At 62.2% G+C, this 25,765-nt stretch carries 23 protein-coding genes and 4 tRNA genes; 19 read left to right on the top strand and 8 right to left on the bottom strand.

What is annotated here, in order from left to right; all coding sequences use genetic code 11:
• The first annotated feature begins 116 nt into the window (after positions 1 to 116).
• Positions 117 to 1,217, top strand: coding sequence for a membrane-bound lytic murein transglycosylase MltC (gene mltC, locus AC1IN8_RS12925; protein ID WP_139433929.1), 1,101 nt, complete (start codon positions 117 to 119; stop codon positions 1,215 to 1,217).
• Between the two features lie 64 nt (positions 1,218 to 1,281).
• Here the strand turns inward: mltC and AC1IN8_RS12920 are convergent, their stop codons facing one another.
• The gene (locus tag AC1IN8_RS12920; protein WP_202047278.1) at positions 1,282 to 1,662 is read right to left on the bottom strand and encodes a YgiW/YdeI family stress tolerance OB fold protein; all 381 of its coding nucleotides are present in this window, start codon (positions 1,660 to 1,662) and stop codon (positions 1,282 to 1,284) included.
• A gap of 238 nt (positions 1,663 to 1,900) precedes the next feature.
• Between AC1IN8_RS12920 and AC1IN8_RS12915 the strand changes: the two genes are divergently transcribed.
• The gene (locus tag AC1IN8_RS12915) at positions 1,901 to 2,908 is read left to right on the top strand and encodes an SGNH/GDSL hydrolase family protein (RefSeq protein ID WP_479759016.1); all 1,008 of its coding nucleotides are present in this window, start codon (positions 1,901 to 1,903) and stop codon (positions 2,906 to 2,908) included.
• Between the two features lie 299 nt (positions 2,909 to 3,207).
• Complete coding sequence (gene ompA, locus AC1IN8_RS12910) at positions 3,208 to 4,239, top strand: porin OmpA (protein WP_139433926.1); 1,032 nt, start codon at positions 3,208 to 3,210, stop codon at positions 4,237 to 4,239.
• 57 nt (positions 4,240 to 4,296) lie between these two features.
• Here the strand turns inward: ompA and AC1IN8_RS12905 are convergent, their stop codons facing one another.
• The 3 genes from AC1IN8_RS12905 to AC1IN8_RS12895 are packed head-to-tail and all read right to left on the bottom strand — an operon-like array spanning position 4,297 to position 7,776.
• On the bottom strand, positions 4,297 to 4,866 hold the full coding sequence (locus AC1IN8_RS12905; protein ID WP_479759015.1) for a PqiC family protein: 570 nt from the start codon (positions 4,864 to 4,866) through the stop codon (positions 4,297 to 4,299).
• Positions 4,866 to 6,512 carry an intermembrane transport protein PqiB gene (pqiB, locus tag AC1IN8_RS12900; RefSeq protein ID WP_171273185.1) on the bottom strand — a complete coding sequence of 549 codons (1,647 nt, stop codon included), beginning with the start codon at positions 6,510 to 6,512 and terminating at the stop codon, positions 4,866 to 4,868. The genes AC1IN8_RS12905 and pqiB overlap by 1 nt, the downstream gene beginning before the upstream one ends.
• A complete protein-coding gene (locus AC1IN8_RS12895; RefSeq protein ID WP_139433923.1) occupies positions 6,505 to 7,776 on the bottom strand; it encodes a paraquat-inducible protein A in 1,272 nt (423 codons plus the stop codon). The genes pqiB and AC1IN8_RS12895 overlap by 8 nt, the downstream gene beginning before the upstream one ends.
• Before the next feature lie 323 nt (positions 7,777 to 8,099).
• On the opposite strand from AC1IN8_RS12895, the gene hfq reads away from it, so the two are divergent.
• The gene (gene hfq / locus AC1IN8_RS12890; RefSeq protein WP_005327536.1) at positions 8,100 to 8,459 is read left to right on the top strand and encodes an RNA chaperone Hfq; all 360 of its coding nucleotides are present in this window, start codon (positions 8,100 to 8,102) and stop codon (positions 8,457 to 8,459) included.
• Positions 8,460 to 8,594: 135 nt separating this feature from the next.
• Here the strand turns inward: hfq and AC1IN8_RS12885 are convergent, their stop codons facing one another.
• From AC1IN8_RS12885 to dapA, 3 genes are all read right to left on the bottom strand, one after another.
• Positions 8,595 to 9,185, bottom strand: coding sequence for an HAD family hydrolase (locus tag AC1IN8_RS12885; protein ID WP_479759013.1), 591 nt, complete (start codon positions 9,183 to 9,185; stop codon positions 8,595 to 8,597).
• Positions 9,186 to 9,344: 159 nt separating this feature from the next.
• The gene (locus AC1IN8_RS12880; RefSeq protein ID WP_479759011.1) at positions 9,345 to 10,985 is read right to left on the bottom strand and encodes a GGDEF domain-containing protein; all 1,641 of its coding nucleotides are present in this window, start codon (positions 10,983 to 10,985) and stop codon (positions 9,345 to 9,347) included.
• Between the two features lie 95 nt (positions 10,986 to 11,080).
• Positions 11,081 to 11,953, bottom strand: a complete 873-nt coding sequence (gene dapA / locus AC1IN8_RS12875; RefSeq protein ID WP_042648184.1) for a 4-hydroxy-tetrahydrodipicolinate synthase — start codon at positions 11,951 to 11,953, stop codon at positions 11,081 to 11,083.
• A gap of 278 nt (positions 11,954 to 12,231) precedes the next feature.
• On the opposite strand from dapA, the gene rsmC reads away from it, so the two are divergent.
• From rsmC to AC1IN8_RS12835, 8 genes are all read left to right on the top strand, one after another.
• Positions 12,232 to 13,260, top strand: coding sequence for a 16S rRNA (guanine(1207)-N(2))-methyltransferase RsmC (gene rsmC / locus AC1IN8_RS12870; protein WP_265435190.1), 1,029 nt, complete (start codon positions 12,232 to 12,234; stop codon positions 13,258 to 13,260).
• A gap of 149 nt (positions 13,261 to 13,409) precedes the next feature.
• Positions 13,410 to 14,627 carry a glucose-1-phosphate adenylyltransferase gene (gene glgC, locus AC1IN8_RS12865; protein WP_005327542.1) on the top strand — a complete coding sequence of 406 codons (1,218 nt, stop codon included), beginning with the start codon at positions 13,410 to 13,412 and terminating at the stop codon, positions 14,625 to 14,627.
• The gene (glgA, locus tag AC1IN8_RS12860) at positions 14,617 to 16,077 is read left to right on the top strand and encodes a glycogen synthase GlgA (protein WP_479759009.1); all 1,461 of its coding nucleotides are present in this window, start codon (positions 14,617 to 14,619) and stop codon (positions 16,075 to 16,077) included. Before glgC ends, glgA begins: the two co-directional genes overlap by 11 nt.
• Before the next feature lie 116 nt (positions 16,078 to 16,193).
• A tRNA-Leu gene (locus AC1IN8_RS12855) sits at positions 16,194 to 16,279 on the top strand.
• A 51-nt stretch (positions 16,280 to 16,330) separates the two neighbouring features.
• Positions 16,331 to 16,416: transfer RNA gene (locus AC1IN8_RS12850), tRNA-Leu, on the top strand.
• Positions 16,417 to 16,462: 46 nt separating this feature from the next.
• Positions 16,463 to 16,548 (top strand) — tRNA-Leu (locus AC1IN8_RS12845).
• Between the two features lie 71 nt (positions 16,549 to 16,619).
• Positions 16,620 to 16,705, top strand: a tRNA-Leu gene (locus AC1IN8_RS12840).
• Positions 16,706 to 16,808: 103 nt separating this feature from the next.
• On the top strand, positions 16,809 to 17,075 hold the full coding sequence (locus AC1IN8_RS12835; RefSeq protein ID WP_139433918.1) for a late competence development ComFB family protein: 267 nt from the start codon (positions 16,809 to 16,811) through the stop codon (positions 17,073 to 17,075).
• Between the two features lie 7 nt (positions 17,076 to 17,082).
• Here AC1IN8_RS12835 and AC1IN8_RS12830 read toward each other — a convergent pair whose 3' ends face one another.
• Positions 17,083 to 17,292, bottom strand: coding sequence for a hypothetical protein (locus tag AC1IN8_RS12830; RefSeq protein ID WP_041206801.1), 210 nt, complete (start codon positions 17,290 to 17,292; stop codon positions 17,083 to 17,085).
• 304 nt (positions 17,293 to 17,596) lie between these two features.
• Between AC1IN8_RS12830 and nhaC the strand changes: the two genes are divergently transcribed.
• The 7 genes from nhaC (at position 17,597) to AC1IN8_RS12795 (ending at position 25,708) form a co-directional block, all read left to right on the top strand.
• Entirely contained in the window at positions 17,597 to 19,006 is a 1,410-nt protein-coding gene (gene nhaC, locus AC1IN8_RS12825) for a Na+/H+ antiporter NhaC (RefSeq protein WP_479759007.1), read from the top strand.
• Between the two features lie 105 nt (positions 19,007 to 19,111).
• A complete protein-coding gene (locus AC1IN8_RS12820; RefSeq protein ID WP_025328378.1) occupies positions 19,112 to 20,035 on the top strand; it encodes a LysR family transcriptional regulator in 924 nt (307 codons plus the stop codon).
• 197 nt (positions 20,036 to 20,232) lie between these two features.
• Positions 20,233 to 21,378, top strand: a complete 1,146-nt coding sequence (locus AC1IN8_RS12815) for an ABC transporter substrate-binding protein (RefSeq protein ID WP_371160787.1) — start codon at positions 20,233 to 20,235, stop codon at positions 21,376 to 21,378.
• 74 nt (positions 21,379 to 21,452) lie between these two features.
• Entirely contained in the window at positions 21,453 to 22,466 is a 1,014-nt protein-coding gene (locus AC1IN8_RS12810; protein WP_479759004.1) for an ABC transporter ATP-binding protein, read from the top strand.
• Entirely contained in the window at positions 22,463 to 23,431 is a 969-nt protein-coding gene (locus tag AC1IN8_RS12805) for an ABC transporter permease (protein ID WP_139433913.1), read from the top strand. Before AC1IN8_RS12810 ends, AC1IN8_RS12805 begins: the two co-directional genes overlap by 4 nt.
• A complete protein-coding gene (locus AC1IN8_RS12800; RefSeq protein ID WP_162519092.1) occupies positions 23,421 to 24,248 on the top strand; it encodes an ABC transporter permease in 828 nt (275 codons plus the stop codon). Before AC1IN8_RS12805 ends, AC1IN8_RS12800 begins: the two co-directional genes overlap by 11 nt.
• 29 nt (positions 24,249 to 24,277) lie before the next feature.
• On the top strand, positions 24,278 to 25,708 hold the full coding sequence (locus tag AC1IN8_RS12795; RefSeq protein WP_479759001.1) for a gamma-aminobutyraldehyde dehydrogenase: 1,431 nt from the start codon (positions 24,278 to 24,280) through the stop codon (positions 25,706 to 25,708).
• Positions 25,709 to 25,765: the final 57 nt, after the last annotated feature.

The raw sequence follows: 25,765 nt of genomic DNA, 5'->3' as shown, positions 1-25,765 counted from the left end.
CCCGGTGCCAATGAGTTGTCCCCGTGATCCAGGCTGAGCGGCCCTCGACGGCTGGCCCTCTTCTGGTTCAAGGCAAATGAGTGACGGGCGGCCCCACCGCCCAGTTTGAGGATCTTATGGGTCGAATTTTTTGGCTGCTGTGCGCCCTGCTGTTTCTCTCTGCCTGCTCCTCTTCTCCCAAACCCGGGGCAGAAGACGAGGATCTGGTCAACGGCAAGGACATCCGCGGCTTCGAACACATGATCAGTGCGCTCTCCCATAACGTGAACGAGATATGGGGACGCGAGGCACTGTTTGCGGGCAAGTTTGACTACGTCAAATACACGGATCAATACAAGAGCCGGGCCCACGTCGACTTCTCCAGCGGCCACATCATGGTGGAGACTGTCTCGGGCATCGATCCCCGCGCCCACCTGCGCCGTGCCATCATAGAGACGCTGCTGACCCCGGACGATCCGGCGGAAGTGGATCTCTATTCGGATAGAGAGATCATGCCGGGTGGCGAGCCATTCCTCTATGGCCAGGTGCTGGACACCCAGGGTCAGGCCATCCGTTCCAGCTGGCGCGCGGAGCGCTATGCCGACTACCTGCTGGCCAGCGCGATGAAGAAGCGCACCCTCGGCATCCGCACCATCTTCTTCGTCGACATCCCCATGGTGGCCAACCATGAGGACAAGCGCGGCTACAAGTACGCCAGCATCATCCGCGAGGCCTCCCGCAAATACGGCGTCGCCGAGAGCCTGATCTATGCGGTGATCAAGACAGAGAGCAGCTTCAACCCCTATGCGGTCAGCCATGCCAATGCCTATGGTCTGATGCAGGTGATCCCGGCCACCGCCGGAAGGGACGTCTATGTGCGGGTAAAGGGCAAGAACGGTCAGCCAACCCGGGAAGATCTGTTCAATCCGGCCTACAACATAGACGTGGGAACGGCCTATCTGCACCTGCTGCAGACCGTCTATCTGGCGGATATCCAGGATCCCCAATCCCGTCGCTATGCGGTGATCTCCGCCTACAACGGTGGTGCGGGCGGGGTGCTCAACACCTTCTCCAGCAACCGCAAGGCTGCCCCTGACATGATCAACCGGCTCTCCCCCGAGGCTGTCTATCAGGTGCTGACCGAGCAACACCCCAAGGCGGAGGCCCGTCGCTACCTCTACAAGGTCAATCAGGCCGAGAAAGGGTTCAAGCGCACCGTCGCCGTCCGGGCCGGCTGACGGCAGCCACAAAAACAGGAAGGGCGCTTATCTGGCGCCCTTCCCATCAGCATGGTCTGCAAACTTACTTGGCGATGAAGCCGCCCTTGCTCTGGGGAGCGGCACCTACCTTTTCCAGATGCTCGACCTCGACCTCTGTCTTGTTCCAGCTGTGGTCAACCTCGCCGCGGATGCGGATCAGGTCGTTCGGGCCCACTTCGACGCCGCGCCACACGTCCCCGTCCACTTCCACTTCCACTTCGCCGCTGTCATCACGGAAGCTGTAGTTCTCGCCGCCAAGGTGCTTGACCAGCTTGCCTTCCAGAGTCACCCACTGATCATCTGCCACGTCTTTCAACTGCGCGACCGAGACCTTGTTCTGCTCCTGGGGGCCTGTGTAGGCCGCCATGGCGAAAGAAGAGACGGACATCAGGGCCACCAGGCCGATTACCTTTGCTTTGTTCATTTTCACGCTCCTGTCATTGGGGTATGCAGGCATCTTGCCCGGGCCGGCGTGAAACAAACGTGAAGCCTCCCCCATCCAGGGGAGAGCAGTGTGACCGCAATCGATTTAATGCCCATGGCTTGCTGCAGGATTGTATTCGAGTGGATACCGTGCAGCCTGGCAACAGGGGTCCCCAGCCCCTTGCCTTCGAGGAACAGCCCGCAGGCAGCGCCTGCATCCACTCCATGAGAACAGCAACATGACCAAATGGCTTCTGTGTTTATTGGGACTCTTCGCCCTGACGGCCCATGCCGCCGAGACGCGTCCCCCCTTCTCCCGCATAGTGATGTTCGGCGACAGTCTCTCCGACACCGGCAAGATGTACGGCAAGATGCGCGGTTATCTCCCCTCCAGCCCGCCCTACTATCAGGGTCGCTTCTCCAACGGCCCGGTCTGGCTGGAGCGGCTGACCCAGCCGTTCCCGGGGCTGAAAATCGTCAACGAGGCGGAGGGAGGGGCCACCGCGGTGGCCTACAACAAGATCTCCTGGAATCCCAAGTACCAGGTCATCAACAACCTGGACTACGAGATCACCCAGTTCCTGGAGAAGGACAGCTTCAAGGAGGACGATCTGGTGATCCTCTGGGTCGGCGCCAACGACTATCTGGCCTATGGCTGGAATACCGAGCTGGACGCCCGGCGGGTGCGCGACGTCATCAGCGACTCGGCCAACCGCATGGTCTTGAACGGCGCCAAGCAGATCCTGCTGTTCAACCTGCCGGATCTGGGCCAGAACCCCTCGGCCCGCAGCCAGAAGGTGGTGGAGGCGGCCAGCCATGTCTCCCGCTATCACAACGAGCTGTTGCTGAACCTGGCACGCCAGCTGGCCCCTACCGACATCGTCAAGCTGTTCGAGATCGACAAGCAGTTCGCCGAGATGCTGCGGGATCCGCAGAACTTCGGCCTGAGCGACACCGAGAACGCCTGCTACGGCGGGGGCTATGTGTGGAAGCCGTTCTCCTCCCGCAGCGCCGCCACCGATAGCCAGCTTGCCCCCTTCAATGCGCAGGAGCGCCTCGCCATCGCCGGCAACCCCTTGCTGGCTCAGGCCGTTGCCAGCCCGATGGCTCGCCGCAGCGCCAGCGAACTCGACTGTGAAGGCAAGATGTTCTGGGATCAGGTCCACCCGACCACGGCTGTGCACGCCGCCCTGAGCGAGCGCGCCGCCACCTTCATCGAACGGGAGTACGAGTTCATCCCCCAATGATGGGCAAATTGATGCAAGAGGCCGACTTCACGTCGGCCTCTTTATTGGAGTCAGTTGCTTCCCGCAACGAACGAGTGAAACTCGTATGACACTCATCACAGAATCGGGTCATGCCCCTACAGTCATCAGCCGACTCCTCTATGATGCAGATGGTTATCACAATATGTTTTATATCAGTTGCTTGTAGATTTTAAAAAGCGAGCTACGTTTAAACATGTTGTGGCTGGACACAGGCCCAACCCATGAGGCGAGACGACACAGATTCGATCTCTCCCACAGACAAATTGCAGAGGCTTCATATGAACAAAACACTGATTACCTTGCTGGTTTCAGGCTTGCTTGCGGCCAACGCTCAGGCAGCCGGACAAGACAATACCTGGTATGGCGGTGCCAAACTGGGTTGGTCCAACTTCTATGGCGTCGACGAGAGCAACACCATCACCACCGAAGACAAGGATGACGATGAGGTGGGGGCCGGTGCCTTCGCCGGTTACCAGATCAACCAGAACCTGGGGATCGAGCTCGGTTACGACTACCTTGGCAAGCTCAAATACAACGGCACCCGCAATGGCGCCGTCTTCAACGACGATGTCGAGGCGCAGCTGGCACAGCTGACCCTGAAGCTCGGTTTCCCTGTGGCGGACAATCTGGATCTCTACGGTCGCCTCGGTGGCGGTTATGGCTGGACCAGCAGCGACAAGCTGGACGACGATGGCCGCGCCGTCTTCGTCGGTGCACTCGGCGCCGAATATGCCCTCAACCTGGACTGGGCAGCCCGCCTCGAGTACCAATACAGCACCCCTTACGGCAGTCGTGAAGACACCGGCCTGCGCATGGACAACGGCCTGCTCTCCCTGGCCGCCGTCTACCGCTTCGGCCAGGTTCCGCCGGCCATGCCGGTCGCCGCGCCGGCCCCGGCTCCCGAGCCCGTGATGGTCGACAAGCAGTTCACCCTGAGTTCGGATGTGCTGTTTGACTTCAACAAGGCCACCCTCAAGCCGGAAGCCGGCCAGGCACTGGACACCCTCTACACCCAGATTGAGGAAGCCAGACCCAAGGATGGCTCGGCCACCGTCATCGGCTACACCGACCGCATCGGCTCCGATGCCTATAACCAGAAGCTCTCCGAGCAGCGTGCACAGACGGTCGCCGACTATCTGGTTGGCAAGGGGCTGCCTGCCGGCAAGGTCAACGTGGAAGGCCACGGCGAGAGCTCACCGGTCACCGGCGACAGCTGCACCAGCAAGTCCAAGCGCGAGCTGATCGTCTGCCTGGCCCCGGATCGCCGGGTAGAGGTCAAGGTACAAGGGGTATCGGAAGTTCAGCAATAACCCCGGCGTCAGACAACAAAACGGGAGGCCTGGGCCTCCCGTTTTTCATTGTCCCGTTCAGCCGCGGGTACGCACATCCGCCGCTATCTGATCGAGCAGTTGCTGCCAGCCCTGTCCCAGTTCGTCGACCAGAACGCCATACCCATCGGCCGGCAAGACCCGCTCCTGCTGGAAGGGCACGTCCCGCAGCACCACCCCCTCCTCCGTCAGCAAGCGCCAGCGGCCGCTCAGCAGGGCGCGACCATCGTGCCGCCCCTGGAAGCGTTCGACCGAGATGGTCAGCACGGGCCCCTTGCGGGCCCCGTCCTGCCGTATCACCCAGCCCGGCAGTCTGCTGGAGAGGCCATTCAAGGTAAGCTGGTTCAGCTGGGCATCCAGTGAACCCGCCCAGCGATGGTACTCGGCAAAGTGCAGCTCCTTGCCCTCCAGCTGATAGACCAGACTCATCCGATCCAGCTGGCCAGAGAGGACGACGGGATGCAGCACCAACTGGTGCCGGGGCTGCGCCGTGATGCCGTTCGACTGCGGGTTCTCCGCATCCAGCGAGTAGTAGTGCAGTGCCGTCGGGGCGGCGCTGCATCCTGCCAGCAGGCCCAGCAAGGCCAGGGTCATCATCCGTTTTTTCATCATTTTCCTCGCTTGGGCTCAGGATCCTGGGGACGGGAGCGGTCGAAGATCAGCGAACTGGGCTGCTCGTTCAGGGAATGGACCAGGGGTTGCAACTCCCCCATCAGCTGATTGAGAGACTGCACCGACTGACGCAGCTCCTGGTTGGTCTGGGAACCGGCATCATAGGTCTGCAACGTCTCCTGCAACTGCTTGAGACTCTGGTTGAGTGACTCGGGCAACTGCTGGGTCGAACGCTGACCGGTGAACTGCTCCAGATTGGCACTCACCGCCTTGATGTGCTTGAGGGTCTTGTCCAGGGTCGCCAGGGTGGTATTCACCTGCGTCAGCGTGGTGGCCATGTCCATGTCGACGAACTTGTCGAGGATGAGGTTCACCTTGCGCTCTATCTGATCCAGCCCGGCCTGCACGGTCGGGAACACCTGATAGCCTGCCAGCTTGATGGGCTCATAGGCGGGGGCATCCGGATAGAAGTTGAGATCCACCACCTTGCCGCCGGTCAGCAGACTGGACGTCTTGAGGCTGGCCCGCAATCCCTCCTTGAACTGCTTGCTGAACAGGGCCCGCCACTGCTCCCGCTCCGCATTGGCGTAGCGATGGGAGAGGCGCTGTACCTCGATGCGGGCCAGCACGGGGATCTGCCGGCTCTTGAAGATCTGCACCCCCTTGTCGTCGATGAGGTAGGGGGCAGAGATGACGGTGCCGACCCGGATGCCGCGATACTGCACCGCCGCCCCGGGGTGCAGGCCACCCACGTTGTCCTCGAACAGGAAGACGTAGTCGATGAACTGATCCAGGCTACCGGCCAGCACGCTCGCCTCGTCCTGGAACAGGGTGAAGCTGTCCATCTGCTTGACCGGCTCACCGGGTGTCCAGCCCGGTGGCAGCCCCATGGTGATGCCGCCGTCCAGCAGGCTCTCGAGCGAATCCATCTTCACCTTCATCCCCTCGCTGCTCATGGAGACCTCGAAGCCCGGGGTCAGCCAGAAACGGGAGTTGCTGCTCACCAGGATGTCGTAGGGGGCATTGATGAAGAGCTGGTACTGCATCTCGCTCTTCTCGGGCAGGAACTTGGCCTCCTCTATCTGGCCTATGGTGAAGCCCTGATAGCTGATGGGGGAGCCGATCCCCAGGGCACGCGCATCGCGGCTGCTGAGGGAGAGCCTCAGCCCCTTGGCGTCCACCGAGGCGAGCGGGGGCTTGTCCAGCATGGCGTATTCACCGCGCGCCTTGCCCTTCTTGCCCGGGGCGAGTTCGATGTAGGCCCCGGAGAGCAGGGTGCCAAGACCCGACACCCCCTCCCGCCCGACCCTGGGTTTGACCACCCAGAACTGACTGTCCTTCTTGAGCATGCCGGCGGCGGCATTGGTCAGACGGGCCTTGAGCACCGCATGGCTGTAGTCATCGCTGAGCTCCACCGCCTCGATGCGACCCACTTCCACCTCGCGGGAGCGGATCACCGTCTTGCCCGCCACTATGCCCTCGGCGGTGGCGACCGTCAGGGTAAAACTGGGGCCTTGTGAATACCAGTGCTGGAACAGCATCCAGACTCCGATGAACAGCGCCAGCAGCGGCACCATCCAGATAGCGGCGGCCGAGCTCATAAAGTCAGAGCCCGGTTTCCACCTCGTCTTACGCTCACTCACGTTCGCGCTCTCCTTGTTGTAAATCCCAGATCAGGCGGGAATCGAAACTCATGGCGGCCACCATGGTGATCAAAACGACCCCGGCAAAAGCAATGGCCGCGGGGCCCGGGTAGATGGTCATCAGATTATCGAGCCGGATGAGGCCAGCCAATATGGCCACCACGAAGACGTCGATCATCGACCAACGCCCCACAAATTCGGTCATGCGATAGAGCTTGAGCTTGCCAAGGGGAGAACCGACCCGGCCGCGCTGCACCATATAGCAGAGCCACAGCAGTGCCAGTATCTTCACCAGGGGCACCACCACGCTGGCGAAGAAGATCACCGCGGCTATGGGGTATGAACCCATGGCCCAGAGCAGCACCACCCCACCCATGATGGTCGAGGGGCTGTCGTCCCCCAGAAAGACGGTGTCCATGATGGGATAGAGGTTGGCAGGAATATAGAGGATCACCGAGGTGATGAGCAGTGCCCAGGTGCGGTTCAGGCCGCCCGGCTTGCGGTGATGCAGACGATCGCCGCAACGGGAACAGCTGTGGGCATCGCCGTCATTGAGCGCGCCGCAGATGTGGCAACCCACCAGCCCGCACGCCAGGGCGCTGGCCTCGGGATCCAGCTCCCTCGCCTCGGTCGGGCCGAACAGCCGCTGCCACAGCCACATCCGGTCCAGGGACGAGATCATCTTGATCAGCAGCACCGTGTAGCCCACGAAGGCCCAGAACGACAGCCCCATCTTGACGTCCGCCATGCCCATCAGCTTGACCAGGGAGATGAGCACACCGATGAGGAATACATCCACCATCAGCCAGGGCTTGATCCGGCACAGCAGTCGACCGAGGGAGCGCAGGGCATTGCTGTGCAGATCCTTGTCGAGCCGCCACAGCACCAGCATGATGGAGCCGATATAGACCAGTGGCAGGCCGATCAGGGTCAGGCTCAGCACGGCCCCCAGAAACAGATAGCCCTGATCCACCAGGGTGGTGATGCACTGCAGGAAGGTCATCTCCTGCCCCACCCCCTTGGCCGAGAAGGACATGAAGGTGAAGGCGTTGGAGAGCACGAACATGATGAGCGCCGCAAAGCCGTAGGCGATGGGCCTGCGTTCCTGCTGCGGCAGGTGCGCACTCAGGGTATGACCACAACGTGGACAACTGCTCGTCTCCCCCACGGCCAGCTCGGTGGCCGGCACCAGCAGGTCACACTCTTCGCACGCGGTCGCGTCATGGGTATAGGTAATTGGGTGTTGGTGTGAAACCGGATGCAAGATAGGACCCCAGCATGAGGCCGCGAACGGCCAGAGGCGCCAATTATTGCAGCCACCGCCGCTAACCACCAGCCCTGTTCATGTACAGAGCCTTAAGGGACGGGAGATAGATGGGCATAGCCCATGGCCTGAAAAGGGGGGGCTTGTGACATAGCCCGACCCGGCATCATGGGAAGAGGGCATATTTATCTGCAGATTTGCGCAAGCCACCACACCGCAGCCCCCGTTCACCGATGCTTTGGCGACGGGGTGAGAATGACTTTGACAAGCCTGTGACCATTTAGCACAATCAAACGCCACTTTTTTCCGCGGGACAATAATTTATGACAACTGAATCCCCAAGCTACTCCACCATCGAGCAGGCTTTCTCCCTTGGGAACGGGCAAGATTCTGCCCTCAACTGGTTGCGCAAGAACCGCAGTCAGGTCGCCATCTTCCTGGTGAGCGGCATCAAGCTGGAGGGGACCATCAGTGGCTTCGACCAGTACAGCGTGCTGTTGACCGATGCCCATGGCAATCAGCAACTGGTCTACAAGGCCAAGATCTCCACCATCGCCATGCACTCCGGCCGCCCCCAGGTCAGCATCCAGCGCGCCCGCAAGCCACGGGTCTCCATGGCCCCGCGCCCCCACGGCGGTCCGAGCCGTTATGACGACAATCAGGGCGGTAGCAGCGAGCAGTGATGCTCGCCTCCTCCTGACTCTGAGCTTGCCGCTGCGTCAATCGGTGACGACGCGCATCCCCACTCTCATGTCATGCCTGTCCCGTATGAGAGTGGGTCTTCTCCCCCAGGCGCCCTCGACGGCCAGCCCGTTTGCTCAGTAGGTCAATCCGACCGGCTTCCCTTCCTTGACCATGCACACCTGCATGCCCGCGGCCTCACCGGCCTGCGCCCCTATGCCAGTGTCCTCGAACACCAGACAGCCCTCAGGCACGACCCCGAGTCGCCGTGCCACCAGCAGGAAGGTATCCGGGTGGGGTTTGTGCAGCTCCACATCGTCGGCGGTCACCACCACGGAGAAGTAGCGATCCAGCCCGGTATTGCGCAGCACCGCCTCGGCATTGATGCGGGGTGAGCCCGTGCCTATCCCCATGGGAATGAGGCCGTGATGGCGCCTGACCAGATCCAGCATGGCCGGGAAGGGGGTCGCCTTGTGCAGGTTGGCCACGTAGTGCTCCGTCTTGCAGCGCGTCACCACCAGGGGATCCAGCGCGATCTGCTGCACCTCGGCCACCAGCAAGGCTATCTTGCGACTGGGCATGCCACCCAGCTCATAAAACCAGTCGGCATCGAACTGAAAGCCAAACTCGCGGGCGGTATGCTCCCAGGCGGCCAGGTGCAGGGGCATGGAGTCCACCAGGGTGCCATCGAGGTCGAAGACCAGGCCTTGAAATCCGGATAGGGTCATGGTGCAGGATCTGTCTGTGAAAAATGGGCCCCCATTCTAGCCAGACCCGGGGATCATCGCCACGCATCAAAGGGCGAGAAACGCTTGCGACCACATTTATGCCGGGCAAGAGGGCCGCCGCCCTGAGGCAGCGGTGAAGGTGAGAGAAGCAGGCCCGGGTCAGCGATAGGCCAGGGTACAGGCCCGCCCCTGCGACTTGGCGTGATAGAGCGCCTGATCCGCCTGTTCGGTCAGGGTCTGCCACCCCTTGTCCGAGGAGGGGATGAGATAGCTGAAGCCGATGCTGACGGTGAGCATGGTCGCCACCCGGGAGGCCGGATGGGAGATCTGCAGGGCTTCCAGTCCCTGGTGGATCTGCTCTGCCAGTCGCTCCGCCTCCCCGGGTTGCGGGGCGCACAGCAGGATCACGAACTCCTCCCCGCCATAGCGGGCCACCAGATTGGTGCGCCGCCGCTCCGTCTCCTGCAGCAGGGCCGCAACCCGTTGCAGGCACTGATCCCCCTTGCCGTGACCGAAGTGGTCGTTGTAGGACTTGAACTCGTCCACATCTATCATCAGCACCGCCAAGATCCCCTGATGGCGACGCGCCCGCTCCCACTCCCGCTCCATGGTGATGTCCCATTGACGGCGGTTGGCGATCCCGGTCAGGGGATCCTCCAGCGACAGCAGGGAGAGACGCCGGTTGGCCTCCTCCAGCGCCCGGTTGGTGTCGGCCAGCTGCCGGGTCCGCTCCTGCACCCGCAGTTCCAGGTCACGGTTGAAGCGCTCGAGCGCCGCCTGGGTGCGCTGGCGGATCAGCAACTGGGAGAGCACGGCGGCATACTGCTTGAAGATCTCGCTCTGATACGCCTTGAGCGGGCGCCGCCAGAGCAGGTTGTCGGCGGCGATCCAGCCGATGGGGGTGCCCCCGTCCCAGAGCGACACCATGGCATTCCAGCCCCGCCCCACCTCCTGCTTCTCGTAGTAGAGCGGAGTATCTTCCAGCACCAGCACATAGTCCTTGCGGCGCAGCGCCTCCTGCACCGTGGGGTGATCCGGAATGGCGCTGATGAAATGGCGCTCGTCGATGAGCTCGCCCGCCTCGTTGGTGCCCCAGGTCCCGTGCATGGTCTTGAATTCACTGTCCGTCAGGAAGATGGCGATGCGATCGAACTGCAGCTCCTGGCGCGCCAGCACCACGGCATCGTGCAGCAGGCGATCCTCGCTGTCACAGCGCGACAGCTTGACCCCCACCTGGTGCAGCGCCTGCAGCATGCTGAGGAAGGAGTCCTGCAGGGCCTGGCTGCGGACGAGGTCGGCCTGGGTATGGATCCGCTGATCCCGCTCCAGATCGACCTGACCGGCGAGCCGCCGGCTCTCCAGCTCGGCGGCGAGGTAGTGCATCAGTAGCTGTATGCTCTGCTGCTGGCGCCTTGGCAGGCGATCGAGGCGACGCCGGGTTTCCAGATAGACCACGGCCTCCAGCCCCTTGTGGCGTTTGAGCGGGAAGCAGGCACGCAGGCGCGGGACCTCAGGCTCGACGCTCTCCCAGATGGCGCTGGTCGGCGCGATGGGCTCCACCAGCAACTGGCCGAGATCGAGGGAGCGCTCTATGAAGAGGAGGGGCAGGTCGAGGGAGCTGAGCAGGTCGGCGCTCAGACAGAGCAAGCCCTGCTCGGGCCTGTAGTGATAGAGCTGGGGCGTCGGCGCCCGCAGCCACAGATAGATCTGCTCGGCCTCGGTCTTTTCTCTGACCGCGGCCAAGGTCACTTCACAGAGATGTTCAAAACTGGTGAAGTGCTCCGGATCCCATTCTTGCATGCCAAATCATCCTTGGTTGTATCCAAGCGAGTATATCGGCAAAGCCTGGCCATTAATTGACCTGGCAGTCAAAAGCGAGATCCAGAGCCCAGTTTTTACAACAGATTCAATGCCTGCATGGCGGCGCGGATCCGCTCGCGGGTGGCGTCAGACAGCGGCATCACCGGCAGACGGCACTCCTCGCTGCACAGTCCCAGCAGGGAGACCGCGTATTTGGCGCCCGCCGGGCTCGGCTCGGCGAACATGGCCTGATGCAGCGGGATCAGCTTGTCCTGCAGCTCGCGGGCGGCCTGCCACTCGCCGGCCAGGGTCAGGTTCTGGACCTCGGCCACCAGCTTGGGGGCCACGTTGGCGGTCACCGAGATGCAGCCCTGACCACCGCCGATGTTGTAAGCGACGGCGGTGGCATCTTCACCGGAGAGCCAGGCGAAGGGCTTCTTGATGAGCTGGCGCTCGGTCCAGGGGCGGGCCAGATCGCCGGTGGCATCCTTCACGCCGGCGATGCGCGGCAACTCGGCGAGACGGGCCAGGGTCGCCGGCTGCACATCGACGATGGCGCGGGGCGGAATGTTGTAAACGATGATGGGCTTGGTGGTGGCGTCATGGACCGCCTTGAAGTGGTGGAACAAGCCTTCCTGATTCGGGCGGTTGTAGTAACCGGCCACATGCAGGGTGGCATCCGCCCCCATCTGCTCGGCGAAACGGGTGTATTCGATGGCTTCGACCGGGTTGTTGGACCCCGCGCCTGCGATGACGGGGATCCGTCCCGCCACCTGCTTGACCACCAGCTCCACCACCCGGCAATGCTCGTCGTGGGTCAGGGTCGGGCTCTCCCCCGTGGTACCGACCGGCACTATGCCATGGGTCCCCTGCTCTATGTGCCACTCCACCAGGCGAGCCAGTGCGGCCTCGTCCAGCTGGCCCTGTCGAAATGGGGTGATCAGGGCAACTATCGAACCTTGAAACATGGGATTTCCTTCTCCTAAACAGATGGATTGGTCAATAAAAAGCCCCGGTACGGGGGTCGCTACCGGGGCTTGAATCGTCTCAGAGATGAGAGGTTACGCGCGCACGCCAGCAGGCCCGAATGTCAGGCTGTGTTTATGCTTTCGTTTCGATACGCATGACCGCATTGCATCATCTCTGGATAAATAAGGTGTCTGGGCATATTTCGGGAACACAGCATAAATGTCAAGGCGAAAGCGGCCATGTATAATGGCCGCCCAAAAAAGCGTGGAGAGTCCCAATGAGCCGTCCTGTCAGTGCCGTCAGCCAGATGCTGGAACGTAATCAAGCCCTCTTTGTCGGCAAACGGCTATTGGTGTGTGGCGCCCTGGAAGATGATTACCCTCGTCAACTGGCCGAGCTGGCCGACTCCCTGACGGTCTTCACCACAGACTACTGCTATTTCCTGAGCCAGCAGGCAGCCCTGGGTGAGCGCATCCTGTTCGATCACCAGCTCGGCGGTGCCCCTCGTTTCGATGCCCTGCTGCTGCTGATGCCCAAGGCCAAGGCCGAGGCGCAATATCTGCTGGCCATGATGGCGCCGCTGCTCGAAAGCGGTGCCGATCTGTTACTCGCCGGCGAGAACCGGGGCGGCATCAACGGGGCCGACAAGCTGCTGGCCCCCTATGGCGAGAAGCCGATAAAGCGCGACTCCGCCCGCCGCTGCTCTCTCTATCATGGCGAGCTCGGCAAGCCGGTCGCCCCCTTCGAGCTGGATGCCTGGTTCAGCCGCTATGAGTGCCAGGCCGGCGATACCGAGCTGACCGTCATGGCTCTGCCGGGAGTCTTCAGCGCCGACGGGCTGGATCTCGGCAGTCAGATGCTGCTGGCGAGCCTGCCCCCCATGACGGGCAAGCTGCTCGACTTTGGCTGTGGCGCCGGCGTCATCGGCTCCATCCTGGCCAAACGCAACCCGACACTGACGGTGAACATGGTGGACATCAGCGCCCTGGCGCTGGAGTCAAGTCGCCGCACCCTGGCGGTCAACGGCCTGAGCGGGCGGGTCTATGCCTCTGATGTCTATTCAGATATTGCCGAAAGATTCCAACATATCGTCTCGAATCCCCCCTTCCATGCCGGGCTCAAGACCTTCTATGCCGCCACCGAAACCTTCCTGGCAAGAGCCCCCGAGTTTCTGACCGCCGATGGCGCCCTGACCATAGTCGCCAATGCCTTCCTGCGTTACCAACCTATACTGGAGACGCACTTCAAACGAACCGAAGTGATCGCCGGCGATGGCAAATTCAAGGTGTATCTGAGCAAAGCCTAAATAAGTGCAACGGTTGTAATAAAACAAGTAGAGAGTGCCAGACGGGATCTGCTAAGGTACCAAGAAAACGTTTACCACCCCTTTAGGGGTGTTTTTTTCGCGGCAACATGAAAACCTTTTCAAGGTATGAATTCAGGGAGAGAAATACGATGGCAGGCATACTCACCATGATATTGGCAGGCGGCGAAGGAACCCGACTCCAGCCACTGACCACCACCCGCAGCAAGCCCTCTGTCCCCTTTGGTGGCAGCTACCGCTTGATCGACTTCGTGCTCAACAACTTCGTCAACGCCGACTTCCTGCGCATCTATGTGCTTACCCAGTTCAAGTCCCAGTCTCTCTACCTGCACATGAAGAAGGGCTGGAACATAGTCGGCATCACGGATCGCTTCATCGATCCCATTCCGGCCCAGATGCGGATGGGCAAACGCTGGTATGACGGCACCGCCGATGCCATCTATCAAAACCTGCGCTTCATCGAGATCTCCGACCCCGAGCACGTCTGCATCTTCGGCTCCGACCACATCTACAAGATGGATGTGAGCCAGATGGTGAGCTTCCACAAGCAGAAGGCCGCCGCCCTGACCGTCGCCGCCCTGCGCATGCCCATCGAGGAGGCGAGCGCCTTCGGGGTGATAGAGGTGGATCAGGAAGGGCGCATGATAGGCTTCGAAGAAAAACCCAGGCATCCGAAGCCCATCCCCGGGGATCCCACCCAGGCACTGGTCTCGATGGGCAACTACATCTTCGAAACCGAAGCGCTCTACCGCGAGCTCAAGCGCGATGCCGCCGAGGAGAACTCCAGCCACGATTTCGGCAAGGACATCATCCCCAGCCTGTTCCCCCGCGCCCCCGTCTATGTCTACGACTACAGCACCAACGTCATCCCGGGCGAGAAGCCCAACGTCTACTGGCGCGATGTGGGGACCCTCGATTCGTATTGGCAGGCACACATGGATCTGGTGGCCGACGACGCCCCCTTCTCCCTCTACAATCGCAAGTGGCCGCTGCACACCCACTACCCGCCCCTGCCCCCCGCCACCTTCATCGACACCGATGACTGCAAGGTCAAGATTGCCAACTCCTTGATCTCCGGCGGTTGCTTCATTCAGGGCAGCCAGATCCAGCGCTCCATCCTGGGTTTCCGCTGCAACATAGGCCCCTGCAGCCACATCAGCGAATCCGTGCTGCTCGGGGATGTGAAAATAGGTGAAGGCTGCTCAATTCGACGCGCCATCATCGACAAAAACGTTGAAATTGCACCCGGCACCGTGATCGGTGAGAATCTGGACCATGACAGAGAGCGATTTACCGTATCCGAAGGCGGTATCGTCGTGGTACCTAAGGGAGCAAGAGTTGGCTATTAACCCACTGAAAGTCCTGTTTGTAGCCTCGGAGGTTGAGGGGCTGGTGAAGACCGGGGGCCTGGCGGATGTGGCCAAGGCCCTGCCGCAGCATCTCGCCCGGGAGGGTCACGACGTTCGCATCATCCTGCCCTTCTACAAGACGCTCAAGCGCCGGGACGAAGCCACCCTCCTCGCCTCGCGCTGGTTGCCCACCCCCCAGGGGCGGGACGACATCAGCTATCGCATCTATCAGCTGGAACTGGACGGGATCTGCGTCTATCTGCTCGACTGCCCGCCCTATTTCGAGCGGCCCCAGCTCTATGCCGAGAACAATCAGGCCTATCCCGACAACGGCGAGCGTTTCGCCTTCCTGGCGGCGGCGGCCCTGCACGCCTGCGAGCAGCTGAACTTCGCCCCTGACATAGTCCACTGCAACGACTGGCACACCGGCCTGCTGCCGCTGCTGCTCAAGACGCGCCACGCTCAAAATCCCTTCTTCCAGCGCACCCGGTCTGTCATCAGCATCCACAATGCGGCCTTCCAGGGGGTGTTCGATCGCCAGCAGTTCTGGGCCGTGCCGGAGATCCAGGACTACGAGCAGCGCATCAACTACGACTACGGTCACATCAACCTGCTCAAGTGTGGTGTGCTCTATGCGGACAAGATCAATGCGGTCAGCCCCAACTACGCCAGCGAGCTGCTGACGCACCTGGGGGCTCACGGCATGGCCAGCGTGTTCCAGCAACGGGCGAGCGACTTGCGCGGCATCCTCAACGGTTGTGACTATCAGGATTGGGATCCCGCCTTCGATCCCCTGCTGCCCGCCACCTATGACGCCGACCACCTGGCCGGCAAACACACCTGTAAACGGGTCCTGCAGCAGGAGACGGGGCTGCCCGTCGGCAACTTGCCCATCTATGGCATGGTGTGTCGTCTGACCGAGCAGAAGGGGGTGCACCTGCTGATCCCGGCGCTGGACAAGTTCCTGCAGCACCAGGTGCAGGTGGTGATAGTGGGTTCCGGCGATCCCTCCCTCGCCGCCCAGCTGCAGACCATAGCCCAGCAACATCCCGACAGGTTCGCCTTCATCAACGCCTATGACGACCGTCTGGCCCACCTGGTGGAAGCCGGCGCCGACTTCTTCCTGATGCCCTCCCTGTTCGAGCCCTGCGGCCTCAACCAGATGTACAGCCTGGCCTATGGCACCCTGCCGCTGGTGAGAGCCGTCGGCGGACTCAAGGATACTGTGGTGGACTGGGATGCCGATCCCGCCAGGGCGACCGGCTTCTGCTTCAACGATCCCACCGCCAGCACCCTGCTCGATGCCATGCGCCGCAGCCTGCTCCACTACCTGCAGGAACCCGAGCGGTTTGCCCGCGTGCAGCAAAATGCCATGCACACCCGCTTCGACTGGGCCGACTCCGTCCCCCTGTACGAGCAGATGTATCAGGACGCACTGGCCCCGGCGTGACCCAGATTGCTGAAGTTTTGTGCCCTTGATACGGCTTTATCCGTCAACAGCGAAAAAAGTCCCCTTTGGCTGTTGACGCCCCCCCAAAACTCTATAGAATCCCCCACCGCAGTGATGCGAAGGTGGCGGAATTGGTAGACGCGCTAGCTTCAGGTGTTAGTGTCCCACGGATGTGAGGGTTCGAGTCCCTCTCTTCGCACCATACTGCAACATGCTTCATCGATGGCATGTAAAACAAGATTGATGACAATGTGCGAAGGTGGCGGAATTGGTAGACGCGCTAGCTTCAGGTGTTAGTGTCCCACGGATGTGAGGGTTCGAGTCCCTCTCTTCGCACCATGCTTTTATCAGACAGCATGTAAATCCAGACTGATAACCCGAATGTGCGAAGGTGGCGGAATTGGTAGACGCGCTAGCTTCAGGTGTTAGTGCCCCCCGGGTGTGAGGGTTCGAGTCCCTCTCTTCGCACCATGATTCTGACATGTAAACACAGAGCAATGCGCTCCAACCGCATTTAAAAACCAGCTGGAGAAAATCAGTGTGCGAAGGTGGCGGAATTGGTAGACGCGCTAGCTTCAGGTGTTAGTGTCCCACGGATGTGAGGGTTCGAGTCCCTCTCTTCGCACCATTCATCATGCAAAAAGGCCCATCACGAAAGTGACGGGCCTTTTGTTTTTGCCCCTGCCATGGCTATGCTGTTGAGGATGCCACGCCACCACAGGGGTTTTCCCATGATCCTGGATACCGACATTCACAACTTCTATGAGCATCTGGTGCTCAAAGAGATAGAAAAACAAGGGCTTAACCAGACACTGACCCCCTACCAGCTGGCCGATCTCTGCTGCCTGACCCTGAACCAGCTCCCCTCTCACTACATACGCCACAACGTCGACATGATCTACTTCACCACGGATGTCGAACGCACCGAGATGGAGCAGAAGGTCATGACCTCACTGCGCCTGGCCTACGACAAGATCCAGGCCGTCCCTTCCCGCTGAACGGCTCCTATAGCCAGCTTTGCTGCCAGAGCAGGGTGACGACCCCCGTCATGCCCGCGACCGGCAGCAGGATCAGCGCCGGCCTCAGCCTGGGTTCCAGCATGACCCAGGCGGCCAGCAAGAAGCCCAGACTCCACAGGCCGTATGCCTTGTCCTGGCCCCAGCCCAACACCGCCAGCAAGGCTGCCAGCAAGAGACACCGCACTATCCAGATCATGATGATGCTACCCACAGAACCAAACGATAACGATTATCGTTTGTGATTGTGGAGAGTGCAATCGGACTTCTCTATGGGTTTTGGCTATTTGCCCTGCCTCGGCCTGATATTCAAAAAAAGTGCCGATGAGATCAACTAATGAGTAGATTTATCAAACATTAATGCATTTTTGCTAAATAAGTTGGGATTTTGCGCCCCGGGTTTGTGGTAGATTGCGGCCTCTTTTTGGGCCGGCCCCTCGGGATACGTGTATCCACAGGACGAGAGGGACCGACCTTGGCGAGCAAGAGTTTAGGAAGTATCTATGCAAAACCAACAAAACCACATCCGATTGCCTGGCATGGCGCAGGTCTTTGCCTGTCTGGCCATTTTCCTGGCCCTGGCCTTTTCGTTCACCAGCGTGCTCGATCTGCCGATCCAGCTGGCACTGTTCATCGCCTGGTTCGTCATCATGGGGCTCGGCATCCGGCTAGGCCATGATTACAAGTCCCTGGAGCAGGCGGCCGTCGACGGCGTCGCCAAGGGGATGGGGGCCATATTGATACTGGTCTCCGTCGGTGCCCTGGTGGGCACCTGGATCGCCGGCGGCATAGTCCCCAGCATCATCTACTTCGGCCTCAAGGTGATACACCCCTCCATCTTCCTGCTGGCGACCCTGATCATCTGCTCCCTCACCTCGCTGGCTACCGGCACCTCCTGGGGCTCTGCCGCCACGGCGGGGATCGCCATGATGGGCATAGGCCACAGCCTGGGCGTCCCTGCCCCCCTGGTGGCCGGTGCCGTGCTCTCCGGCGTCTACTTCGGTGACAAGCTCTCCCCCCTCTCCGACTCCGTGGTGCTGGCGTCGACCATGTCCAACGTCGACGTGGTGGAGCACATCAAGGGGATGCTGCCCATCAGCCTCTTCTCCTACGTCATCACGGCGGCCCTGTTCACCGTGGTCGGCATGCAATACTCCGGCAACGTCAGCCTGGAGCAGGTCAATCTGGTGATGGAGGCCCTCGACAAGCAGTTCAACATCACGCCGCTGGCCATAGTACCGGTGATCCTGGTGCTGGGCCTGCTGGCGAACCGCAAACCCGCCTTCCCGGTGATCAGCTTCGGCGCCCTGCTCGGCCTTGTCTGGGCCATCGCCTTCCAGGACATGGACCCGGTCAAGGCGATGCATTCCGCCTACAGCCCGTTCGCCATCACCTCAGGCGTCGACTTCATCGACAACATCCTGGGTCGCGGCGGCATGGAGTCCATGCTGGGCTCGGTGGCCGTCATCATCTTCGGCTTAGGCTTTGGCGGCCTGCTGGAGAAGGTCGGCATACTGGCGGTGATCGCCAGCGCCTTCGAGAAGCGCATCAACAGCGTCGGCAGCCTGACCAGCCACACCATAGGCACCGCCTTCCTGGCCAACGTGTTCGGCTCCGCCATGTATGTGTCCCTGATCCTGACCCCCAAGATCATGGCCAAGAACTACGATCGGCTGGGACTGGCGCGCAAGAACCTCTCCCGCAACGCCGAGTTCGGCGGCACCCTCACCTGCGGCATGGTGCCCTGGAGCGACAACGGCATCTTCATGGCCGGGGTACTGGGGGTGACCACCCTCGACTACCTGCCCTACATGTGGCTCAGCTTCACCTGCATCATAGTGACCATCACCCTCGCCTATCTGGGCAAGGCGGTGAGCCGGGTGCCGGTGATAGAGGCGGCCAGCTCCCGCTAACAGCAGGAAAAATAATGATAAAGGCGCCATCACGGCGCCTTTTGCTTGGGGGAAGTTCGGGGTTAAGCTGGCAGCCAACCTCGTCGCCCGTGGCAGGATGCCCAGATGAATTTTACCTTTCGCCAGATCCGTTACTTCGTGGCCGTGGCCGACAGCTTCTCCGTGAGCCGCGCCGCCGCCGAACTGCACATCTCCCAGTCGGCGGTCACCAGCGCCATCCGCGAGCTGGAGACCGAGCTCGGCGCCGCCCTGTTCGAGCGCAACCCGCGTGGCGTCACCCTGACGGCCCAGGGCCACCAGTTCCTGCTCCATGCCAGGCGCATTCTCGGCGCCATGACCGAAGCCGGCCAGTCCCTCAAGGCGGTGGCCCAGCAGGATCAGGGGCAGCTCACCATAGGGGTGACGACGCTGGTAGCCGGCTACTACCTGTCGGAGGCCATAGGCCGCTTTCGCCGCGCCTTTCCGGCGGTGCGCATCGAGGTGAAGGAGGACGAGCAGCCGTTTCTGGAGCATCAGATCGTCAACGGCGAGGTGGACGTGGGGATACTGATGACCAACCGCACCATACGCCAGGAGGCGTTCGATACCGAGCTGCTGACCCGATCCCCCCTGCGGCTCTGGCTCGCCGCCAATCACCCCCTCTGCGCGGAATCGACCCTCTCCCTCAAGGCATTGGGTGACGAGCCCATGATCTCCCTCACCGCCGATCAGCTGGATCAGATCATCGGGGCCGGCCTGCGCCGCTACGGCATCTCCCCCCGCACTGTGCTGCGCACCGCCTCGGTAGAGGCGGTGCGCAGCCTGGTCGCGAGCCAGCTCGGGGTCGCCCTGCTGCCGGACTTTGCCTATCGCCCCTGGTCGCTGGAGCAGGAGCGGGTGGAGGCCCGCCCCATCAAGGAACCCATCCCTGCCATCGACATCGGCCTGGTGTGGCGCCGCGGCTCGCGGCTCGACTGGACCGCCCGCGAGTTCATCGACATAGCGCGGGATCAGAGCCGGCTGCGGGCCCGCCAGCCAGCCTCCCGCTAGCCAGCGCCCTCTGGGTGATCGTCGCGCCGCCACCAAAATAAGATTCATCTGCACTCGATATAGATTTGGCAGATACCTCTGGCGTTAAAAATTGAAATTCTCATTACCACTGCCTTCTCCTACGCTCATGACTGGTTAACAGGATGTTAATCGCCATTGCGGTATCGCATGGCTCCAGATCATGCAAGGAGAGCAAGATGAAACTGACCCCCCTGACCCTGGCCCTGATCCCCGCCCTGCTGGCAGGCCAGACCCAGGCCGCCCCGACCGAGCTCGGCAAGGGTGAAGGCCAGCTCAATATCGTGGCCTGGGCAGGCTACGTGGAGCGTGGCGAGACCGACAAGAACTACGACTGGGTGACCGGCTTCGAGAAGGAGACCGGCTGCAAGGTCAGCGTCAAGACGGCCGCCACCTCGGACGAAATGGTGGCGCTGATGAACGAGGGGGGCTTCGATCTGGTGACCGCCTCCGGCGACGCCAGCCTGCGCCTCATCGCGGGGGGCAAGGTGCAACCGCTCAATCTGGCGCTCATCCCGAGCTACAGCAAGATAGACCCCCGCCTGCAGAATGCCCCCTGGCACACTGTGGAGGGCAAGCACTACGGCGTCCCCTACCAGTGGGGCGGCAACATCCTGATGTACAACACCAAGGTCTTCCCCAAGGCGCCCGACTCCTGGGGCGTGGTGTTCGAGGAGCAGACCCTGCCGGACGGCAAGTCCAACAAGGGGCGGGTGCAGGCGTTCGACGGCCCCATCCACATCGCCGATGCCGCCCTCTATCTGATGACCCACCAGCCGGCGCTCGGCATCAAGGATCCTTACGAGCTGAACGAGGAGCAGTACAAGGCCTCCCTCGATCTGCTACGCAAGCAGCGCCAGCTGGTGGGGCGCTACTGGCACGATGCCTTCGTCCAGATAGATGACTTCAAGAACGAGGGGGTGGTGGCCTCCGGCTCCTGGCCCTTCCAGGCCAATGCCCTGATCGCCGACAAGCAGCCCATCGCCACCACTGTGCCCAAAGAGGGCGTCACCGGCTGGGCCGACACCAGCATGGTGCACAGCGAAGCCAAGCACCTCACCTGTGCCTACCAGTGGCTGGAACACTCCCTCAACAACAAGCTGCAGGGGGATCTCGCCTCCTGGTTCGGCTCCGTGCCCGTGGTGCCCGCCGCCTGCGAGGGCAATGCCCTGCTGGGCAAAGAGGGCTGCAAGACCAACGGTATAGAGAACTTCGACAAGGTGCACTTCTGGCGCACCCCCGTCTCCCAGTGCAAGAGCCAGGGGACTTGCGTGCCCTACTATCGCTGGGTGTCCGACTATATCGCCATCCTGGGTGGCCGCTGAGCTTGAGTTGACTGCGCGCAACCCAGCGGGCCGGACAGGAGTCCGGCCCGCACCTCTAGTGACAAGGACGTACCATGACAGCCGTACAATTTGACCGGGTCAGCCGCCACTATGGCGAGGTGAAGGCGGTCGACGACATCTCCTTCCAGATCCCGTCCGGAGAATTTTTCACCCTGCTGGGGCCGAGCGGTTCCGGCAAGACCACCTGCCTACGGATGATCGCGGGCTTCGAGTACCCGAGCGAGGGGGAGATCCGCCTGTTCGGCGAGCCCTGCTCCCGGGTGCCGCCCTATGATCGCAACCTCAATACCGTGTTTCAGGACTACGCCCTGTTTCCCAACATGGATGTGCGGGACAACATCGGCTACGGCCTGATGATCAGGGGAGTGCCCAGGGCAGAGCGCCACCGCAAGGTGGAGGAGATGCTGGAGCTGGTGCGCCTGCCCGGTGTCGGCAACCGCAAACCGGGCCAGCTCTCCGGCGGCCAGCGCCAGCGCATCGCCATCGCCCGGGCCCTCATCAACCAGCCGCGTATCCTGCTGCTGGACGAACCGCTCGGGGCGCTCGACCTCAAGCTGCGCGAGCAGATGCAGCTCGAACTCAAGGCCTTGCAGCGCCAGCTCGGCATCACCTTCATCTTCGTCACCCACGATCAGCAGGAGGCGCTCTCCATGAGCGACCGCATCTGCATCTTCAATCAGGGCAAGATCGAGCAGATTGCCGCGCCGGATACCATCTACGATGCCCCGGCGACGCCGTTTGTGGCCCGCTTTGTCGGCACAGTCAACCTGTTCGAAGGGGCGCAGGCCAAACGCCTGTGCGGCGATGCACACCAGATGATGGTGCGCCCGGAGCGGATCCGGCTCGGCGAGGCCGGCATGCCGGGCTGGTCAGGGGAGGTGCGCGAAGTGGAGTACCTCGGCCCCTTCGTGCGCTACCGGGTCGATCTCGGTGAGCAGCTCGAGCTTATCGTCAACCATCCCAACGAGGGGCAGGCCCGCCTGGCCCGTGGTGCCCGGGTCAGCCTCAGCTGGCCTGAGCAGGCCATCCACCGCCTGAGCGCCTCAGGATCGGGGGCTCAGCCATGAGCCTCCCCCACAGTGCGAGTCTAGCCATGAGCCACGCCATCGAACCTGCACGCTTGCGGCCGCTGCGGCGCCTCTCCACCCTGCTCTACGGCCGTCCCGGCCTGCTGCTGGGGATACTGCTGGGACCGCCCCTGCTGTGGCTCGGCATCATCTATGTGGGCTCCCTGCTGATGCTGCTCTCCAACGCCTTCTTCGGGCTGGACGAGTTCAGCGGTCAGGTGCGCCACGAGCTGGGGCTGCAAAATTTCATCGCCCTGCTGCGGCCGGAAAACCTCGACGTCATCGGCCGTACCGTCGGCATGTCGCTGCTGGTGACCCTGGCCTGCGCCCTGCTCGGCTTCCCCATCGCCTACTACATGGCGCGCTACACCAGCGGCAAGACCCGGGCGCTGTTCTATGTGGGCATCATGCTGCCGCTCTGGTCCAGCTATCTGGTGCGGGTCTATGCCTGGAAGCTGATCCTGGCCAAGGAGGGGGTGGTGAGCTGGCTGGCGGACAGCCTGGGGCTGGAGTGGCTGCTGGACGGCATCCTCTCCCTGCCGGTGATCGGAGGCCCTTCGCTCTCGTTTTCGCGGCTCGGCACCTTCATCGTCTTCGTCTACGTCTGGCTCCCCTTCATGATCCTGCCCATCCAGGCGGCGGTGGAGCGGATCCCGCGCTCCCTCTTGGAGGCGAGCAGCGACCTGGGGGCGACCCCGGCCCAGACCTTCCGCACCCTGATCCTGCCGCTGGCGCTGCCCGGCGTGGTGGCGGGCTCCATCTTCACCTTCTCCCTGACACTCGGGGACTACATCATCCCCGGCATCATAGGCAACTCGACCATGTACATAGGTCAGGTGGTCTACATGCAGCAGGGCACGGCGGGCAACCTGCCCTTCGCCGCCGCCTTCTCCCTGGTGCCCATCCTTATCATCGCCGTCTATCTGGCGATCGCAAAACGCCTGGGGGCCTTCGATGCGCTCTAATCAATCCATGCGCCAAAGTCAGCAACCTTCCGGCCTGCTCAAGTACGCCGCCATCGGCGGGCTGCTGTTTCTGCACTTCCCGATCCTGTTCATCTTCCTCTACGCCTTCACCAGCGAGAGCAAGAGCTACCAGTTCCCGCCCCCCGGGCTCACCCTCAAGTGGTTCGAGGTGACCCTGAACCGCCCCGATGTGTGGCGCGCCATCCAGCTGTCGCTTGAGGTGGCGGGGCTGGCGACCCTGGCCGCCATGGTGCTCGGCACCCTGGCGGCAGGGGCCATCGCCCGCAGCCGTTTCTTCGGCCAGGAGGTGGTGTCGCTCTTGCTGGTGCTGCCCATCGCCCTGCCCGGCATTGTCACCGGCATAGCGCTGCGCTCCGCCTACGGCCTGATGGAGATCCCGTTCAGCTTCTGGACCATAGTCATAGGCCACGCCACCTTCTGCGTGGTGGTGGTCTACAACAATGCCCTGGCGCGCTTTCGCCGCACCCATCAGTCCCTCATAGAGGCGTCCATGGATCTCGGGGCCGACGGCTTCCAGACCCTGCGCTACGTGATCCTGCCCAACCTCGCCACCGCGCTGCTGGCGGGGGGCATGCTGGCCTTTGCCCTCAGCTTTGACGAGGTGATAGTCACCACCTTCACCGCGGGCCAGCAGACCACGCTGCCCATCTGGATGTATCAGGAGCTGATCCGCCCCCGTGACAGGCCCGTCACCAACGTGGTGGCCCTCATCATAGTGGCCGTGACCACCATTCCCATTCTGCTTGCCTACTACCTCACCCGCGACGGCCAGGACGTCGCCGGCAGTGGCAAATAATGACTCAACGCCTGCGCAAGGATGCAACCATGAAATTCTCTACCCAACTCTTGATCGACGGCCAGTTCGTGACCGGTGACGGCCAGGCCGAGCCCATCCTCAACCCGGCTACCGGGGAGCTGCTCGCCTCTGTCCCCGAAGCCTCGTTCGAGCAAGTGAACCGGGCGGTGAACGGCGCCCAGCGCGCCTTCGCCCAGTGGAGCCGCACCACCCCAGCCCAGCGCAGTACCCTGCTGCTGCGCCTGGCCGATGCCATCGAGCGCCACGCCGAGGAGTTTGCGGCGCTCGAATCCCTCAACTGCGGCAAACCCTATCTGGCGGTGCTCAATGACGAGCTGCCGGCGGTGGTGGACTGCTTCCGCTTCTTCGCCGGCGCGGCCCGCTGCCTGCAGGGGCCACTGGCGGGGGAGTACATCGAGGGGCACACCAGCATGATCCGCCGGGACCCCATAGGGGTGGTGGGCAGCATTGCCCCCTGGAACTATCCGCTGATGATGGCGGCCTGGAAGATGGCCCCCGTGCTCGCCGCCGGCAATACGGTGGTGCTCAAACCCTCCGAACAGACCCCGCTCACCGCCCTGCGCCTGGCGGAGCTCGCCAGCGAACTCTTCCCGCGCGGCGTCATCAACATCGTCTGCGGCCGGGGCGAGAGCGTGGGGGCGCCGCTGGTGGAGCACCCACTGGTGCGCATGGTGTCGCTCACCGGTGACATCGCCACCGGCCAGAAGATCCTGCAGAGCGCCGCCCGCACCATGAAGCGCACCCACCTGGAGCTGGGGGGCAAGGCGCCGGTGATCATCTTCGACGATGCGGATCTGGAAGCCGTGGTGGCCGGCATTCGCACCTTCGGCTTCTACAACGCCGGCCAGGATTGCACCGCCGCCTGCCGCATCTATGCCCAGGGCAAGATCTACGACAAGTTTGTCGCCGCCATGACCGAAGCGGTCGCCTCCATCAAGGTGGGCGGTCCGCGCGAGGAGGGGGTGGAGATGGGGCCGCTTATCTCGGACCGGCAGCGCAACCGGGTGGCGAGCTTCGTGGAGCGGGCCCAGAGCAGCGGTCACGTGGAGGTGACGGCGGGTGGCAAGATCCGCCCCGGCAACGGCTTCTTCTTCGAGCCGACCCTGATAGCCCATGCCCGCCAGGAGGATGAGATCGTGCGCCGGGAGGTGTTCGGCCCCGTGGTGTCGGTGACCCGCTTTGGCGACGCCGAACAGGTGGTGCAGTGGGCCAACGACTCGGACTACGGTCTCGCCAGCTCGGTCTGGACCCGGGATCTGAGCCTCGCCAGCAAAGTGGCCAGCCACCTGCAATATGGCTGCACCTGGATCAACACCCACTTCATGCTCACCTCGGAGATGCCCCACGGCGGCATGAAGATGTCCGGCTACGGCAAGGATCTCTCCCTCTACGCGCTGGAGGATTACACAGTGCCGCGCCACATCATGGTCAAGCTCTGAACATGATTCAGGCTGGCCCCGGGGCCAGCCTGAATGTGCAAACCACTACCCAAATCC

Source organism: Aeromonas sp. 130281 (assembly GCF_056642115.1).
Note: the sequence above shows the minus strand (reverse complement) of the source record. Positions and strands in the feature narration are given on the sequence as shown.